This is a genomic window from Embleya sp. NBC_00888 (genome assembly GCF_045207655.1).
Taxonomy (GTDB): Bacteria; Actinomycetota; Actinomycetes; order Streptomycetales; family Streptomycetaceae; genus Embleya.
On the sequence record NZ_CP108785.1, the window covers coordinates 1,848,492 to 1,864,345 of the forward strand.

A 15,854-nucleotide genomic window follows, 5' to 3' on the forward strand; every position below is an offset into this window, starting at 1 on the left:
GCGCCGTCACGGTGCCGGCCGCTCCTCCGGTCGGTCCACGCCCCGGCGGGCCTGCCACGTTTCCCGCAGGACCGCTCGGGCGTCCGCCACCGGACCCACGTGGCAGAGCTTGTCGGGGTTGATCACCGAGCGGATCGTCTGGATCTGCCCGTCGAGGACGTCGAGCGCCAGGGTGTTGAGGACCCTGCCGTCCCGGTCCCGCAGGATCGCTCCGGGCCGGCCGTTCACCCGGTGCGGCTCCACGACGCCGCCGATCCGCACGAACGGCGGGACGATCGCGGCGAGCAGCCGGGCCACGTTCCCGGCACCGACGATGCCCCTGGCCCACTGCGGAGCCTTGCCGCCGCTGTCGCCGACCATGTGGACGTCGGCGGCGAGGAGTTCCCGCAACGCGTCGACGTCCCCCTCCCGAAAGGCGTCGAAGAAGCGTTCGGCGAGTTCCTCGCGCTCCTTGCGGTCGGCGTCGAATCGGGGACGGCCCTCGTCCATGTGCCGGCGGGCCCGCACCGCGAGCCGGCGGCACGCCGCCTCCGAGCGCCCCACGGCCGAGGCGATCTCCGCGAAACGGAAGGCGAACACCTCGCGCAACACGAAGACCGCGCGCTCCAACGGGCTGAGCCGCTCCAACAGCAGCAGGGCCGCCATCGACAGCGAATCGGCCAATTCCGCCGAGCGCTCCGGGTCCTGGTAGGGGTCGGCCATCAGCGGTTCGGGGAACCACGGCCCGACGTACTCCGCACGCCGGACGCGGGCCGACCGCAGGACGTCGATCGAGATCCGGGTCACCACGGCGGACAGGAACGCCTTGGTCGAGGTGGGCGTGACCGGGGAATCGTCCCAGCGCAGCCAGGTCTCCTGGACCGCGTCCTCGGCCTCGCTCACGCTGCCCAGGATCCGGTACGCGATCGAGAACAGCAGCGGTCGCAGTTCCTCGAACTCCTCGGCCCGCCTCACGCCGATGCCTGCTTCCGGCCTCGGCGCCACGAGTGCCGCCGTCCCGGAACCCCGGCCCCGCCTGCCACGTACACCCGCATGACCGTCACCCTCCTGATCGGAACACACCCGCGACATCCGAGACGAGGCGGCCCCGCCGTTTGTGACATCGCCCGGAGCACGCGAAGGCGCAGGCCGCCGACGATGGCCGGTGGGATGGTGTACACCGGCGGCGACGACCGGAACGTGTACGCGCTCGACGCCGCGGCCGATGTCGGTGCCGGTGTCGGTGCCGGTGCCGGTGCCGGTGCCGGTGCCGGTGCCGGTGCCGGTGCCGTCTGGCACGGTGGGCCGCATGGCCCAACCGCTCAAGGACATGATCAACGCGACCTCCGTCGCCACCCTCGCCGACGGTGTCGCCGCCGCGCACGGCGCGTTCCCCCGTGACCGCTTCGTCGCGGGCGCGCTCGCGGGGCTCGACGGCCGGGAGCTCAAGGCCCGGGTCGGTCACGTGGCGCAGGCCCTGCACGCGGCCCTGGACCTGCCGTTCCCGCAGGCCGCCCCGATCCTGCGCGCGGCGACCGCGCACTCCCGCCTGGACATGTGGAGCGGTTGGCCCGCCACCGACTACGTCGCCGTCCAGGGCGTCGACCACCTCGACGAGGCCATGTCCACGCTCGCCGTGATCACCCCCTTCGCGACCGCCGAGTTCGCCGTACGCCCCTACCTCGACCGCGATCGGGACGCGGCGCTCGCGATCATCCGGGGTTGGGCCGACTCCGACGACGAACACCTCCGCCGGCTCGCCTCCGAAGGCACCCGTCCGCGCCTTCCCTGGGGCGCGCGCGTCCGCGGGCTGATGTCCCCCGGTCCGACCCTGCCCATCCTCGAGCGGCTGCGCGACGACCCGAGCGAGTACGTCCGGCGCTCGGTCGCCAACCATGTCAACGACATCGCGAAGGACCACCCCGACACGGCCCTGGCCCTGCTCCGCCGCTGGCACACGGAGGGCGGCACGTACACCGACCGTGTCGTGCGGCACGCCGCCCGAGGCCTGTTGCGCGCGGGGCACCCCGAGGCGCTCGGCCTCGTCGGCGCGGCGCACGGCAGCGGCACCGTGGAATCCCTCACGGTCGCGGACACCGTCGCGACCGGGGACCGCATCCCGTTCACCGTCACCGTCCGGGCCGAGAGCCCCGGGCCGCTGCTGCTGAAGTACGCGGTCCGCCGCGACGGTTCCCGCCGGGTGTTCCACCTGGCCGAGCGTGTCGCACAAGCGGCCGACGACACCTTCACCCTCGCCAGGTCGCACTCCTTCCGTCCGATCACCACGCGCGCCGAACCCCCCGGTCCGCGCGACCTCGACATCATCGTCAACGGCGAGGTCCGCGCGACGGCGCCCTTCACGCTGCTCCCGTGAGGTCCGCGCGGCGTCCGGCCGGTCCTGCGCGGACCTAGCGAGCACCGGGAACTGGTCTCCGCGCTGCGCGCCCGTGGCACCGACTCGGCGCTGAGCCTCTTCGCCGCGCACCGACGCCACGCCGTGGAGGTGCTCACCGGTACGGGCGGGGACAGCTGAGCCGGCGGCTGCGTCCGCGGTTGCGGGTGTTTTCGCGGGCGGTCACCAAGCGGTTCGCAGGCGGTCACCGAGCGGTGGTGGATCAGCCGCTGAACGCTCAACGCCTGCGTGCAGGCGGCCTTGTCGGTCTCAACCGCCGCTGGTGACCGGCTCGGGGTCGGCGTCAAGCGCATCGAGCACCGCCTCGCCGTTCGCCCTCGCCCACTCCGTCAGCTGGTGGATCGGGTCGAGCAGTGTCACTCCGAGCGGGGTGAGTTCGTACTCGACGCGGGGCGGCGCCTCGGCGTAGGCGTGGCGGCGGATGAGTCCGTGGGACTCCAGTCGCCGGAGCGTCTGGGTGAGCATCTTGCGGGAGATGCCGCCGATCATCTCCACCAGATCGCCATGGCGCACCGGGCCCTCGCTGAGGCCGTAGAGCACGACCGCCGTCCACTTGTCGGCGACGATCTCGACCGTCAGACGGGCCGGGCAGTCGGAGAGAGGCGTCGACGGTGACTCCACACTCCTCGTGCTGTTGCCCGTCGGTCTGAACGCCGGTTTCTTCGCGCTGCTCGAAGCCGCTCTCGCGGGGTGCCGCATCGTCCTGATGGAGAAGTTCCGTCCGACTGCCCTGCTGGACCTTGTGGAGCGGTACAAGGTGAACGCCTTCATCGCCGCACCGACCGCTCTCATCGCCATTCTGTCCGAGGAGAGTCTCGACACACGGGATCTGTCGTCCTTGACCGTGGTGGAAACGGGCGGGTCGTCGACGCCCACGGAGGTACTTCGGGCGGCCAATGAGCGGCTGGGGTGCCCGGTGGTCGACCTGTACGGCATGCTCGAATCCGGTATCACCTCGTGCACTTCCCCGGATGAGCCTTATCAGGAATGGGTCGGCACGGTGGGCCGGCCCTATCCCTGGATGCAGGTGCGCGTTCTCGACGCGAACGACGAGGACGTGACCGTCGGCACCGAGGGAGAGATCGTCAAGAGCGGTCCCGCGATCACGGTCGGCTACTACCGCAACCCGGCCAAGAACCAGGAGAGCTGGACCTCGGACGGCTGGTTCCGGTCCGGGGACCGCGGCTACCTCGACGCCGCCGGCAGGCTCACGATCTCAGGCCGGTCCAAAGACATGATCATTCATGGCGGCGCCAACATATGGCCCCGCGAGTTCGAGGAAGTGCTGACCAAGCACCCGGACGTCGCGGAAGTCACGGTGATCGGTGTCCACGACGACTAGTTCGGCGAGAACGTGTGTGCCTGCCTCGTGCCTCGGCCCGGTACCAGTCCCACGATGGACGACGTCATCTCCTTCGTGCAGAACTCGGTCGCCAAGTACAAGCTGCCCCAGCACGTCGAATTGTTCGAGTCCTTCCCGCTCGGACCGACGGGCAAGGTGCTCAAGCGTGAGCTCGCCGACGAGGTCGAAAGGCGCCGTACGGCGGCCGCCGCGTCCGACGCCTCGGCGGGATGAGCACGGACGCCACCGCCGGTTCCGGGACGCGTCGATTCACTGCCGTACCGCCGCCGCAGGACCTGAGCGAAAGAACACTCTCTCTGCCATACCCGGCACAGCACGAAAAGAGGTGCTCGACGTGAGCGCACCATCACCCCGACTACTGGATTTCCACTCCCATTGGGGCACCGAGCAAGGCTGGAAGGGCAGTCCCTTCGAGACTCAGGCGGCTCGGGACGCACTGCGCGGCTACTTCAAATGGGACATGAAATTCGTCAGCGAGGAGGAGCAGGCGGCCCAGTTCCGCCGGGCCAATGCCCGGGTGATGCTCGACTTCGCGTACACCTACAAGATGGACGTCGGCGCGGTACGCGATCAGCACGACTACGCGTTCGACTTCGCCCGCAACCACCCCGACGTGGTCCTCGGCAACTGGATCGGCATCGACCCGTCGAAGCCGGAACACGTCAAGGAGTTCGAGCGCTGCCTCAATGACGGGCCGGGACTGGTCGGTCTCTCGCTGCACCCGTTCGCCCCGGACGCCGGTCTGCCGGACGAGCCGCCATGGGAGAAGTGCCTGAACCTGTGTGTCGAGGCCAATCGTCCGGTCCTGATGCTCGTGGGGATGACCGGACTCGGGGCCGGGACGCGCGGCGGCATGGGCATCACTCTCGAGTCCTGCCATCCGCGCTACGTCGACCGTATCGCGGCCAGGTATCCCGACCTGAACGTGATCGCGGCCCGGGTGGCCTGGCCGTGGCAGTCGGAGATGATCGCCGTCGCCCTGCACAAGGCGAATGTCTTCCTGGAGTTGCACGGCTGGGCCCCGCGCTACTACCCCGACGAGCTCAAGCGCGAGATCGGCAAGAGGCTGCGCAAGCGGGTGTTCTTCGGAGCCGACTACCCGATGCTCAGCCACGAGCACCTCGCGGACGAATGACGTGACCAGGGCTTCGCGCCGGACGTCCTCGACGACGTCTTCCACCGCAGCGCAGAAGCGTTCCTTTCCACGATCGGAGTCGACTGATGGACCTCGGACCGACCGGGAAGGTGGCCATCGTCGGCGGCGGCAGCGAAGGCCTGGGATACGCGATCGCCGACCGTCTGCTGAAGGAAGGCGCCTCGGCGACGATCTTCGCGAGGCGCGCGGAGAAGACGGCCGCCGCCGCCAAGCGGCTCGCCGACCGGTACGGCGAGGAACGGATCCTCGCCCTGGCCGCCGACTGCTCGGACGCAGCAGACCTCGACCGGGTCACGGCCGAGACCGTCGAGCGGTTCGGCCCCGCCGTCCATGTGCTGGTCACCAACGACGGAGGCCCGCCGATCCGCCCGATCTCGGAGCTCACCGACGACGTGTGGATGACGGCTCTGCAACGGCACTTCTTCTACGTCGTCAGGTCGGTGCGGGCCACCCTGCCGTACATGACGAGCGAGGGCGGAAGCATCCTCAACGTCGTGTCCGGCGTCACTCGGCGTCCGGCCGCGGGTATGGCCGCGCCTGTGGCCGTGTGGTCGGCGGTGATCGGCTACGCGCAGACGCTGGCACTTGAGATCGGGCACCTCGACATCAACGTCAACACACTATCGACCGGCTACTTCGACACGCCACTGATGAACAAGACGTTCGACAGGCAGCCGGGGCTGTCCAAGGACACCCTGGGGCGGACAGTCCCGCTGGGCCGGATCGGCGAGCCGCGCGAATTCGCCGACCTGGTGAGTGCTCTCGTCTCGCCCCACATGCGGTTCGTGACCGGCGCGGTCGTCCCTGTCGACGGCGGATCCAGCGTCGGCAGCGGCTTCGGCTCGCCGACCGCACCGGGAGGCAAGGCGAAAGCCTGAGGCGGACCTCGTCGTGAGCTGCTGAAGGCGAGAAGCCGACGAGGTGTGCGCGTCGTTCCGGCCGTCATCGCGGGAGGTGACGAATGGACCTGCGCGGCGACTTCCTGCACCACGTCATCGAGGACTCACCGGCCGCCGTCATGGTCGTCGACGCGGCGTCCCTCCCGCACCCGGCGGCCCTCGACCTGTCGGAACGGCTGCGCACCCCGTGGTGGCCGGTGACGACGCCCCCGCCGTAGGCGGGGGCGTTTCCGTCGGCCCCGTGCGCCGTGGTGGGTGTCGGCGTACGGCAGCCGGCCCTCGCCCCGACCGTATGGGGTGGAGCCGCAGGTCCCGGCAACGGGACGGGGCTTGGGGTTGTCGCCGCGCGTTGCCCTCCGGATGACCGGTAGGCCCGCTGACGGCATCGGGCTGAACACGTGCGGCGCCGTGACTGTCCGCGGCCAGGAGGCAGCGGCTGTTCGCAGATCTCGCATGTGCGGGCAGGCGTCAGTTCCGGTTTGCGGGGCGGGTCCGGTGTACGCAGTGGTCTTGTTCTCCAGCGGTAGGCGGACTGGCGGCAGCGTTGCGAGCACGTGCGTCGTCGGCTCTTCGCGGTGCTCGGTGCCAGGGACTTCGCAGACCGGACAAGCCGGCGGTAAGTCGCCCTCCGGGTTCGAAGGCGCCTCAGCGGCCTGTTGGTCGCGTTGCTGTCGTTCGAGGTAGGCGGTCCGTCGGCAGGCCGACGAGCAGAGCGGGCGGCGCCGGCCGATCTGCATCCGCATGACTTTGCCGCAGATCCGGCAGGGTTCCCGGCGCCACTCGCTGGCGGGGTAACGCTTGCGGTGTCTCCTCTGGCGAGAGACCCTCGAGCGGCGGCGGTCCGTCGACCTCGACGCGTCCATGAACGTTCTCGTCCTCGAAGCGATCGGCAAGACCGGACGGACGCGCCGGCCTGGCAGGACGGCACCCGATGACATCCTGGCAGGCCGCTCGGCGGGCGGCCTCCCCCGGGCGGGGGAGGCCGTTCCCCCGGCTCGGGGATCCGCCGACCCGGCGGCTCCGGCTTTGCTTGCCCCATGACCAGAACGACGACGAACACACCGAACAACCCGGCCCGCGACGACCTCCGGGTGGCACCACCACCCGGGCGCGGCGGCTCGATCCGCCCCGCACGAGGCAGACTTGCGGCGCTCGCGCTGTTCTCCGTGGTGCTCGGCCTGGTGGGTTCCGGCGCGGCTGCGCCGGCCGGGGCACTGCCGGCGGGCACCCCGCAAGCGGACACGCGGCAGGCCGAGGCCGACATCAGGACCCGGATCGAGGCGATCCCGGGGATGCGGGTGACCGGCGAGAAGCCGGCCGCGCCGGGCATCCGCTACTTCGAGTTGACCTACCGTCAGCCGATCGATCACGAGCACCCCGAGCGGGGCTCCTTCGAACAGCGGCTGAGCCTGCAACACCGATCGGTCGAGCGACCGATGGTCCTGTTCACCAGCGGATACGACCTCGGCGCGGGGCCGGGCTTCCGCTCCGATCCGGCCACCCTGCTCGACGGCAACCAGATCTACACCGAACAGCGCTACTTCGGCACGTCCCGACCCGAGCCCGCCGACCTGGCGAACCTGACCATCCGGCAGGCCGCGAGCGATCACCACCGGCTGATCCAGGCGTTGAAGGGTATCTACCGGGGTGCGTGGATATCCACCGGTGGCAGCAAGGGCGGCATGACCACGGTCTACCACCGTCGCTTCTATCCCAACGACGTCGACGGCAGCGTCGTCTACTCCGCGCCCAACAACACCGACGACCGTGACGACAGCGCGTACGACAGGTTCCTCGCCACCGTGGGCACCCCCGAATGCCGGGCGGCGCTGCAGGGAGCGCAACGCGAAGCGCTCGTGCGGCGCGACGAGTTGGTGGCCCGCTACGGGCAATGGGCCCAGGCGAACGGGGAAACGTTCGACACGCTCGGGAGTGTCGACAAGGCCTTCGAACTGGCGGTCCTGCGCCTGCCGATGATGTTCTGGATGTACGCGGGCGAGCCGAAGTGCGCCGGTGTGCCCACTCCGGCCGCGACTTCCGACGAGTTGTACGCGTGGCTCGACGGGATCACCCGCTTTGGTGTCTACACCGACCGCAGCGTCGAGTTCTTCCAGCCCTACTTCTACCAACTCGGCACTCAGCTCGGATACCCGCAGGTCGCCGCGCCCCATCTCGACGGCCTGCTGCGTCATCCCGGGATCCAGGAAGTGCGCAGCTACGTACCGCGCGACATCCCACTGCGCTTCCAGCCCGGGGCGATGCGCGACATCGACCGGTGGGTGCGGTCCCGGAGCAGCGAAATGCTCTTCCTCTACGGCGAGAACGACCCCACGCGCGCGGAGCCGTTCCGGCTCGGGCCCGGCAGCCGTGACACGCAGATCCGGATCGCGCCGCACACCGGCCACAGTCTGACCATCGGGGCCCTCTCCCCCGCGGATGCCGCCGCCGCGACCGCCACGCTGCGCCGGTGGGCTCGGGTGTAACCCCGACCCCGGTGGGCGATGCGACGCCCGCGCCGGGTCACGGTGTCCGATCGCAGGCCGTGACCCGGTGACGGAGGGAGGTCACGTGCCGGCGAGTGCCTCGGTCGGGGTCAGCCGGGAGGCGCGGATCGAGGGGTAGACGCCGGCGACCATGCCGACCAGGATCGCGCCGCCGAAGCCCGCCGCGACCGAGGCCGGCGAGACCACCGCGGGCCAGTGTTGGAACCAGGCGTAGCCGATGGTCGCGGCCACCCCCAGGGCCGTGCCGGCGACGCCGCCGAGGGTGGACAGGGCAACGGATTCGGTGAGGAACTGACCGCGGATCTGACCGCGGTTGGCGCCCAGAGCGCGGCGCAGGCCGATTTCCTTCCGGCGTTCAAGAACGGAGATGAACATCGTGTTGGCCACTCCGATGCCACCGACCAGGAGGGCGACGCCGGCCAGACCCAGGAACAGGGCGGAGAAGGTGTTCTCGGTCGCGCGCTTCGCGGCCAGGGCGTCGGAGGGGCGGCTGACCTGGACCATGCCGGGCAGGGCCGGGTGCACGGTTTCGGCCAGGACCGCGCGAACGGCTTCGATGGCCGATTCGGCGGAGCGAACGTAGACGACGGTGGGGTGGCCGTCGAAGCCCAGGGTGGTCCGGGCGGTCTCCCAGCCGACCAGAACGGCGCGCTCGATGTCGGGGGCCAGCGGCGTCGGGGCGAGGATACCGACGACGGTGAACCACCGGTTGCCGATGTAGACCTGGGGTGGCGCCTGGCCCGGCGTCAACGTGTCGAAGCCGAGGCGGCGGCCGGCCTCGTGGCCGAGTACGACGGTCGGGAAACGTTCGGTGACCGCGTCGAGGAAGCGGCCGGAGCGGACCTTGCCGTGGATGGCTTCGAGCAGATTGGGCCGGCTCGCCAACACCGCCAGGCCCGAGCCGTCGTTGGGATCGATCCGGTCCGAACGACGGACCAGGGCATGGGTGTTCGCGACCGCGCTGGTGAGGGTGACCGGGCCGATCCGGGCGGCCATCGCGTCGGCGGCCTCGGGCAGCAGTATCGGGGGCTGCTGATCCGGCTGCGGTTCGGCGCGCAGGGTGTCGGTGCCCATCGCGGAGAGTTCGTTCATCAGCGCCTTCTGGCTCGATGCCGGAATGCCGATGACGATGATCATCGTCGCCATGCCGATCGAGATGCCCAGAGCGGACAGCGCGGCGCGCATCTTGCGGGTGCGGATCCCGAGCAGGCCCAGCCGCAGGATGTCACCCGGGGCCAGCCGCACGGGTCGGGTCCGGTCGCCCACCCTGCCCGTTCGCGCCGAGCGGGCGCGCCGGCTCACTTCCGACCTCCCACGGTCGTGGGCGGCACGTGCACGAACGGCCCTGGAGCTTCGGGCACTTCGGATGTTGCGTACGCTCCGGAGCCCCCGAACGCTTCGAGCGCTTCGGAGCCCTCGGACGTCTGCGACGCCTCCAATGCCTCCGACACCTCCGACACCTCCGATGCCGCGGAGCCCTCGGGCGCTTCGGCTGCCGGGCGCCCGGAGTCGGTGACGAGTCGGCCGTCGCGGATCTCCACGCGGCGCGGCAGTCCGGCGGCGATGTCCCGATCGTGCGTGATGATCGCGATCGTGGCGCCCTCGGCGTTGAGTTGGTTCAGCAATTCCAGGACCGCCTGTCCATTCGCCGTGTCCAGCGCGCCGGTGGGTTCGTCGGCGAGGACGAGGGCGGGCGCGTTGACCAACGCCCGGGCGATCGCGACGCGTTGACGTTCGCCACCGGAGAGTTCGTTGGGCCGGTGCTCGGCGCGGCGGGCCAGGCCGACCCGGCCGAGCGCCTCCACGGCCAGCGGCCGGCGACGACGGCGCGGGACGCCCGCGTACAGCAGTCCGGTCGCCACGTTCTCCGCCGCGGTGAGCCCATCGGTGAGGTGGAACTGCTGGAACACGAAACCGAGCAGGCGTCCGCGCAGTGCGGAGAGCCGACGGTCGGACAGCACGCCGACGTCGTGGCCCAGGATCGACACCGTGCCCGCCGTCGGGGTGTCCAACGTGCCCATCAGGTTGAGCAGGGTGGACTTGCCCGAGCCGGACGGGCCGACGATGCCCACGAGTTCGCCGGATTCGATCGCCAGCGACACGTCCTCGAGCGCCTTGACACCGCCCGGATACGCCTTGCTCGCGTGTACGACCTCCAGGACGGGTGTCACGACGTGGTCACCACCCGCAGGCCCGGCTCCAGGCCGCCGCCCTCGACCTCGACCATGCCCTTGACGAACAGGCCGGTCTTGACCGCGATCAGCCGGCCGGCGGGGAGTTGCACGGCGTACCCGCCCTCGCGGAGCGCGACCAGAGCGCCGATCGGCACGGCCAGGACGCCCCTTCTGGTCTCGGTGACGAAGCGGACCTGGACGCCGGCCGCGTCGAGGTTCCCGACCGCGCCGGCCTCGTCGAGGGTGACCGTCACGGTCATCTTCGCCCCGCCGGCATCCGAGCCCGGGCCACCCGTTCCGGCGTCCTTGTGCTCGGCGCTGCGGCCGACCCCGGAGACCGTGCCGCGGACCTCGGTGTTGTCCGGGAGTACGACGGTCACCGGCGTGTCCACGGCGATCGAGCCGATGTCGGCCGCGGCGACGGACACGCTGACCGCCTTGGCCGTCGGCGTGACGGTCATCATCACCGGTGCCGTGGACGCGTCGTCGCCGAGCGCGGCGGACAGCGCCCCCACGCGGATCTCGCCGGACAACACGGCGACATCGCCGACCTCCAGCGCCCCGGTCTGTGGGACGCCGAGCGCCTTCTGCCACTTCTTGACCGCCGCGGACAGCGCGGGAGTCCAGGTCGCCTCACCCGTCGCGGTGCCGCCCGGCTGGGTGCCGATGTCGTAGCCGAGGGCCTTCAGGTTGTCCGCGACCATCCGCACGTCGCGGCCCTGCGGGGGCTTGGCGACGTCCTTCTTGCCGGTGTCCTGCTTGGGGTCGGCCTGCTTGGGGTCGGCCTGCTTGGCATCCGTCCGCTTCGCATCGGACTGCTGGGGATCCGATTGTTTGGCGTCGGACTGTCCGGTGTCGGACTCTTTGGGGTCCGCCTGTTTCGGGTCCGCCTTACCGGCCGTGCCGCCGCCCGCCGCGTCCCCTTCCGTCCTGCCCAGCGCTCGGAACATCGGCGTCGCCCCGTAGAAGAGCGACACCGGCCGATCGTCCAGCCGATACAGCGACTTGCCCCGGGTGATCGTGTCCCCGCTCTTGGGCAGCCACGTCACGATGCCCTTGCGGCCGGCCTTGAGTGGCTGTTCCGTTCCGAACCCGAGCGTTCCCGGCAGGTCACGGGCGTCGGACAGGTCGATCCGCTCCACGGTGGCCGTGCTCACCCCGGTCGACGCCTTCGCCGGACCGTCCGCCCCGCCGTCCCGGCTCGCCACGGCGAACGCGGCGCCGCCGCCGAGCGCCAGCACCACCACGGCGATCAGCACGACACGTCTGCCGCGGCGCGCACGTGCCGGCTCCGCGAACTCGACGGTGCCGGCGCCCTCGTCGTCAGCGCTTGCCACCGAAGGCCTCCATCTTGCATTCCTGTTCGATCTTGAGCTTCTGCGTCTGGCTCATCGCGGGGGCCTCCAGGTACTCCCACCCGCCGGACACGAGCTTGGTCTTCACTCCCCTCGCGGTCATGCACTTGACCCAGTCACGCATGCCGTCGTTGTACTTCGGGTTCGACTTCGGGTCCATCTCCGGCGGGAGCAGCGGCAACTTGATCTCGCACTCCTTGAACTCGCGGGCGTACCTCTTGTTCCGCGCGATCTCCCCCGCCTCGGAGCCCGACTGTTGGGTGTCGACGCCCTTGGCGGTCAGGCACGCGTTGTACGCGGCCCACATGCGCTTCTCCTCCTCCTCCGAGGTGTCCAGGCGGCGCTGCGGCCGGCCGCCGACGGGCCCGTCGGACGCACCGCCGCCGGCGCTCGTCGCGGGCCCGGCCCCCGATCCACCCGGGGCGGCGGGGACGACCGGTGCGGCGGCCGGGTCCTTGGGCGTGGCGGCGGAGGTGGGCAGCGAGGCGACCTCGGTGGCGGACTTGCCGGAGTCGTCACCGCCGCACGCCGTCAGCACGAGGAGTGCGGCCAGTCCGAGAGCGGACAAACCGGCCGAACGCGAGCGGCGGGCGAGGGCGGTACGGGAGTGAAATCGAGCCATGACCGCGATGTTGTCGCCCGGATGTCAGAAACCTGTCAGGTACCGGTCAGGATCGGATCGGAACCGGGATGACCTGGGCCGGAAGGCGATCGGGTCCGGTCACAGCACCTACCATCGGCGCATGTGCGCGCACGTTTTGGTGGCCGAGGACGACGAGAAGCAGGCCCGATTGGTCCGCCTGTACCTGGAGCGCGAGGGTCATGCCGTCACCGTCGTCCACGACGGTCGGGACGCGATCGACGCGGCCCGGACGAAGCGGCCGGACATCCTGGTCCTGGACGTGATGATGCCGCGCGTCGACGGCCTGGACGTCACCCGCGTCCTGCGCCGGGAGGGCGACCTGCCGATTCTCATGCTCACCGCGCGCTCGACCGAGGACGACCTGTTGCTCGGCCTGGACCTGGGCGCGGACGACTACCTGACCAAGCCGTACAGCCCGCGTGAGCTGATGGCGCGGGTGCGCACGCTGCTGCGCCGCAGCGCGCGTCCGGCGAGCCCGCCCGATCCGGTGTTGCGGGTCGGCGACCTCTCGGTGGACCCGGTACGGCACGAGGTGGCCGTCGCCGGGCGTCGCGTGGACTGCACGCCCGGCGAGTTCCGGATCCTGGAGGCCCTGATCACCGAGCCGGGCCGGGTCTACACGCGACAGCAGTTGCTCGATCGGGCGCACGGCTTCGACCGCTACGTGACCGTTCGCACGATCGACGTACACATCATGAACCTGCGTCGCAAGATCGAGGCCGACCCGCAGCGCCCGGCGTATCTGCTGACCGTGTTCGGCGTCGGCTACAAGATGGGCGAGCCCGGCACGGACACGGACCGGGAGCGCCGAGGTGGCGCGTAGGGTCCCGCTGCACCGGAGTCTGCTCGTGCGTCTGCTCGCCTCCTCGATCCTGGTCGCGGCGTGCGCGGTGGCGGCGACCGCGTGGCTGGCGGCGCAGACCACCGAGGGGGCGATCCGGGAGGGGCAGAGCCGGGTCCTGGCCGACGACACCCGGATCTACCGCACCCTGTCGACGTACGCGGCCACCCACACGCAGTGGACCGGCGTCGAGCCGATCCTGCGCGATCTGTCCCGGGACACCGGCCGCCGGATCGCGCTGGCCACGCGCGAGGGTGTCCCGATCGCCGATTCCGACGCGGGGCCGGCGTCGCCGCCGTTCAGCCGACCGTCGGCCGTGGTCGACCCGCTCGCGGTCGACGCGGCACTGGTACCCACGACCGGATCCGACCGGATCGACCCCGAGGCGGTGGGGCCGTTCCGGCTCACGGACGCCGAACGCGCGCAGTCGCGCGGGGAGGCCGACGCGGTCGTGCAGTGCCTGCGCGCCGCGGGACGCTCCGGAGACATCGAGCAGCGCCCGAACGGGCGTTCGGTCGTCACGATCGTGGGCGGATCCACCGGGTCGGCCGACCCCACCGGCCCCGTCGTGACCCCGTCGAGTCCCGCTCCCGCCGCGGCGTCCCGCAGCAGCCCGGGCGTGGTGGCCGAGGGCCCCGGACCCGGCAACGGCCGGGCCTCGACTGGTGTGCTCGGCGAACGCTGCGGCCTCGAACGCCCGAACGCGCCGACCGCGACCGAGACGAAGGCGCTGGCCGAACTCAACGGCCTGTTCGCGGCCTGCCTTCAGCGCAGACACATCGCGCCGCTCACCCTCGGGCTCGACCTGACCTGGGACAAGAACGCCGCGCCCGGCGCCGGCCGGGACCTCGCCGCGTGCGTCGACACGGCCCGGCGCGAGCAACTCACCCCCTACGTCGTGCCGGCGACGCTGTTGTTCGTGGGCGACCACGACGGCTCCACGGCGCCCGTGTTCGACCTGAGCCGAGCCGACACCGTACGCATCGCCGGCGTCGCCGCGCTGATCCTGCTGCTCACCGCGGCGCTCACCGGCCTGGTCGCGGCCCGGCTGATCCGGCCGCTGACCGCGCTCACCGACGCGGCCCAGCGCATGCGCGACGGCGACGACGCGACCCGGGTGGACCTCACCGCGAACCACGAGATCGGCCGGCTCGCCGAGGCCTTCAACGACATGTCCGAGCACCGACGCCGGATGGAGGAACAGCGCAAGGAGATGGTCGGCGACGTGGCCCACGAGTTGCGGACGCCGCTGAGCAACATCCGCGGTTGGCTGGAGGCGATCGAGGACGGAGTCGTGGCGCCGGACCGCGCGTTGACGTCCTCGCTCCTGGAGGAGGCGTTGCTGCTCCAACACGTGATCGACGACCTCCAGGACCTCGCCGAGGCCGACGCGGGCCGGCTCGGCCTGCGGCTGGAGGCGGTGTCGCCGCTCGAGGTGTGCGAACAGGTCGCGGCGGCGCACCTGGCCCGGGCCACGGCGGCCGACGTCGCGCTGGTGGTGCGCGGCGAAGCTGACCTGTCGGTTCCGGCCGACCCGGTACGGCTGCGCCAGATGGTGGGCAACCTCGTGTCCAACGCGGTGCGACACACCCCGCGGGGCGGGAGCGTGACCCTGCACGCGTACCGGGACGGACCGCAGGTCGTCTTCGAGGTGACGGACACCGGAACCGGCATCGCGGCCCACGACCTCCCGCACGTCTTCGACCGGTTCTGGCGCGCCGACAAGTCCCGCAACCGCCGCACCGGCGGCAGCGGCCTGGGCCTGGCCATCACCCACCGCCTCACCCACGCCCACGCCGGCACGATCACGGCCCGCAGCACCCCCGACGTCGGCTCGGTCTTCACCATCCGCCTGCCGACCTGAGCGCCACCCGACCCCGGCGAGGCGAGAGCCGTCGAGCTACCCGGTGGACGCCGTCGCGGCATCGCGTTCCCGGATGAACTCGTCCAGCCGGGCGAGTTGTTCGGCGGTGAACGCACTCTCGGGCACGGCGGTCACGCATCGCGGCGTCGTGCGGATCACGAGCAGCCCGAACTCTCGCCGCACACCCAGGGTGGCCGACCAGCGCATGCTCGTGGAACCCACGCCGGGCCGTTCGCGCGTGAATCCCTCGTCGTCGAGCACGATGTCGATCGCGCCCTGCTTGATCAGCGCGCGCACCTGCCTGGCATGGAGGAACAACAGGGCGAACACGAAGAAGAACAGCCACACACGCATGAGGCCCTCCTGCGTGAAGACGGCCAGGAGCGCGACCGCGGGCAACGCGACCAACCCCCCGCGGCCCCACTTCCGGTATGCCGCGAACATAGCCGCGGCACCGGTCCGCCACGTGTAGGTATACGTCGTCGAGATCAGCATGTGCGGATGCTAGAGGGAGCGCGGAACACCCGATCCGGCGGCCCTCCACGGCCACCGGCCGACCCCGGTCGACAACTCCCCCCGCCCGGCCACAGGATCGGGAAATCCACGCCCGGATCCGCTGTGAGCGGATAAGCCCTGAGCGGATCCGCTCAGGGCAGATCGGCT

General features: G+C 71.0%; 17 protein-coding genes. 10 read left to right on the top strand and 7 right to left on the bottom strand.

Annotated elements, in window-relative coordinates; genetic code table 11:
- Positions 1-6: 6 nt before the first annotated feature.
- Complete coding sequence (locus OG948_RS42335; RefSeq protein WP_331770301.1) at positions 7-954, bottom strand: RNA polymerase sigma-70 factor; 948 nt, start codon at positions 952-954, stop codon at positions 7-9.
- A gap of 78 nt (positions 955-1,032) precedes the next feature.
- Here OG948_RS42335 and OG948_RS42340 point away from each other — a divergent pair, with 78 nt between their 5' ends.
- Both OG948_RS42340 and OG948_RS42345 read left to right on the top strand, forming a co-directional pair.
- Positions 1,033-1,380, top strand: coding sequence for a PQQ-binding-like beta-propeller repeat protein (locus OG948_RS42340; protein WP_406300580.1), 348 nt, complete (start codon positions 1,033-1,035; stop codon positions 1,378-1,380).
- A complete protein-coding gene (locus tag OG948_RS42345) occupies positions 1,289-2,353 on the top strand; it encodes a DNA alkylation repair protein (protein WP_331770302.1) in 1,065 nt (354 codons plus the stop codon). Before OG948_RS42340 ends, OG948_RS42345 begins: the two co-directional genes overlap by 92 nt.
- Before the next feature lie 288 nt (positions 2,354-2,641).
- Here the strand turns inward: OG948_RS42345 and OG948_RS42350 are convergent, their stop codons facing one another.
- The gene (locus OG948_RS42350; RefSeq protein ID WP_331770303.1) at positions 2,642-3,013 is read right to left on the bottom strand and encodes a helix-turn-helix domain-containing protein; all 372 of its coding nucleotides are present in this window, start codon (positions 3,011-3,013) and stop codon (positions 2,642-2,644) included.
- A gap of 7 nt (positions 3,014-3,020) precedes the next feature.
- Between OG948_RS42350 and OG948_RS42355 the strand changes: the two genes are divergently transcribed.
- The 6 genes from OG948_RS42355 (at position 3,021) to OG948_RS42380 (ending at position 8,293) form a co-directional block, all read left to right on the top strand.
- Positions 3,021-3,734, top strand: a complete 714-nt coding sequence (locus OG948_RS42355) for a fatty acid--CoA ligase family protein (RefSeq protein ID WP_331770304.1) — start codon at positions 3,021-3,023, stop codon at positions 3,732-3,734.
- A 12-nt stretch (positions 3,735-3,746) separates the two neighbouring features.
- On the top strand, positions 3,747-3,968 hold the full coding sequence (locus OG948_RS42360; protein WP_331770305.1) for a hypothetical protein: 222 nt from the start codon (positions 3,747-3,749) through the stop codon (positions 3,966-3,968).
- Between the two features lie 121 nt (positions 3,969-4,089).
- Positions 4,090-4,890 (top strand): amidohydrolase family protein, encoded by an 801-nt coding sequence (locus tag OG948_RS42365; RefSeq protein WP_331770306.1) that lies wholly within the window; start codon positions 4,090-4,092, stop codon positions 4,888-4,890.
- A gap of 86 nt (positions 4,891-4,976) precedes the next feature.
- Positions 4,977-5,789: an SDR family oxidoreductase gene (locus OG948_RS42370; RefSeq protein WP_331770307.1), complete on the top strand. Its 813-nt coding sequence runs from the start codon at positions 4,977-4,979 to the stop codon at positions 5,787-5,789.
- 83 nt (positions 5,790-5,872) lie between these two features.
- A complete protein-coding gene (locus tag OG948_RS42375) occupies positions 5,873-6,028 on the top strand; it encodes a hypothetical protein (protein ID WP_331770308.1) in 156 nt (51 codons plus the stop codon).
- An 819-nt stretch (positions 6,029-6,847) separates the two neighbouring features.
- A complete protein-coding gene (locus tag OG948_RS42380) occupies positions 6,848-8,293 on the top strand; it encodes a S28 family serine protease (RefSeq protein ID WP_331770309.1) in 1,446 nt (481 codons plus the stop codon).
- A gap of 81 nt (positions 8,294-8,374) precedes the next feature.
- Here the strand turns inward: OG948_RS42380 and OG948_RS42385 are convergent, their stop codons facing one another.
- Genes OG948_RS42385 through OG948_RS42400 form a run of 4 tightly spaced genes read right to left on the bottom strand, consistent with a single transcriptional unit; the run spans position 8,375 to position 12,465 of the window.
- Positions 8,375-9,559, bottom strand: coding sequence for an ABC transporter permease (locus tag OG948_RS42385; protein ID WP_406300581.1), 1,185 nt, complete (start codon positions 9,557-9,559; stop codon positions 8,375-8,377).
- Between the two features lie 53 nt (positions 9,560-9,612).
- On the bottom strand, positions 9,613-10,485 hold the full coding sequence (locus tag OG948_RS42390) for an ABC transporter ATP-binding protein (protein WP_331770311.1): 873 nt from the start codon (positions 10,483-10,485) through the stop codon (positions 9,613-9,615).
- Positions 10,482-11,825, bottom strand: a complete 1,344-nt coding sequence (locus tag OG948_RS42395) for a peptidoglycan-binding protein (RefSeq protein WP_331770312.1) — start codon at positions 11,823-11,825, stop codon at positions 10,482-10,484. The genes OG948_RS42390 and OG948_RS42395 overlap by 4 nt, the downstream gene beginning before the upstream one ends.
- Complete coding sequence (locus OG948_RS42400) at positions 11,812-12,465, bottom strand: hypothetical protein (protein WP_331770313.1); 654 nt, start codon at positions 12,463-12,465, stop codon at positions 11,812-11,814. Before OG948_RS42400 ends, OG948_RS42395 begins: the two co-directional genes overlap by 14 nt.
- 121 nt (positions 12,466-12,586) lie before the next feature.
- On the opposite strand from OG948_RS42400, the gene OG948_RS42405 reads away from it, so the two are divergent.
- Together OG948_RS42405 and OG948_RS42410 are read left to right on the top strand one after the other, a co-directional pair.
- Positions 12,587-13,309 (top strand): response regulator transcription factor, encoded by a 723-nt coding sequence (locus tag OG948_RS42405; RefSeq protein WP_331770314.1) that lies wholly within the window; start codon positions 12,587-12,589, stop codon positions 13,307-13,309.
- A complete protein-coding gene (locus OG948_RS42410; protein WP_331770315.1) occupies positions 13,299-15,191 on the top strand; it encodes a HAMP domain-containing sensor histidine kinase in 1,893 nt (630 codons plus the stop codon). The genes OG948_RS42405 and OG948_RS42410 overlap by 11 nt, the downstream gene beginning before the upstream one ends.
- Positions 15,192-15,227: 36 nt before the next feature.
- Here OG948_RS42410 and OG948_RS42415 read toward each other — a convergent pair whose 3' ends face one another.
- A complete protein-coding gene (locus OG948_RS42415; protein WP_331770316.1) occupies positions 15,228-15,686 on the bottom strand; it encodes a YcxB family protein in 459 nt (152 codons plus the stop codon).
- Positions 15,687-15,854 lie beyond the last annotated feature (168 nt).

Coding starts and splice junctions, on each gene's coding strand:
- OG948_RS42340 (WP_406300580.1), top strand. CDS start 1,033: ATGACCGTCACCCTCCTGATCGGAACACACCCGCGACATCCGAGACGA.
- OG948_RS42345 (WP_331770302.1), top strand. CDS start 1,289: ATGGCCCAACCGCTCAAGGACATGATCAACGCGACCTCCGTCGCCACC.
- OG948_RS42370 (WP_331770307.1), top strand. CDS start 4,977: ATGGACCTCGGACCGACCGGGAAGGTGGCCATCGTCGGCGGCGGCAGC.
- OG948_RS42375 (WP_331770308.1), top strand. CDS start 5,873: ATGGACCTGCGCGGCGACTTCCTGCACCACGTCATCGAGGACTCACCG.
- OG948_RS42380 (WP_331770309.1), top strand. CDS start 6,848: ATGACCAGAACGACGACGAACACACCGAACAACCCGGCCCGCGACGAC.
- OG948_RS42400 (WP_331770313.1), bottom strand. CDS start 12,465: ATGGCTCGATTTCACTCCCGTACCGCCCTCGCCCGCCGCTCGCGTTCG.
- OG948_RS42405 (WP_331770314.1), top strand. CDS start 12,587: ATGTGCGCGCACGTTTTGGTGGCCGAGGACGACGAGAAGCAGGCCCGA.
- OG948_RS42415 (WP_331770316.1), bottom strand. CDS start 15,686: ATGCTGATCTCGACGACGTATACCTACACGTGGCGGACCGGTGCCGCG.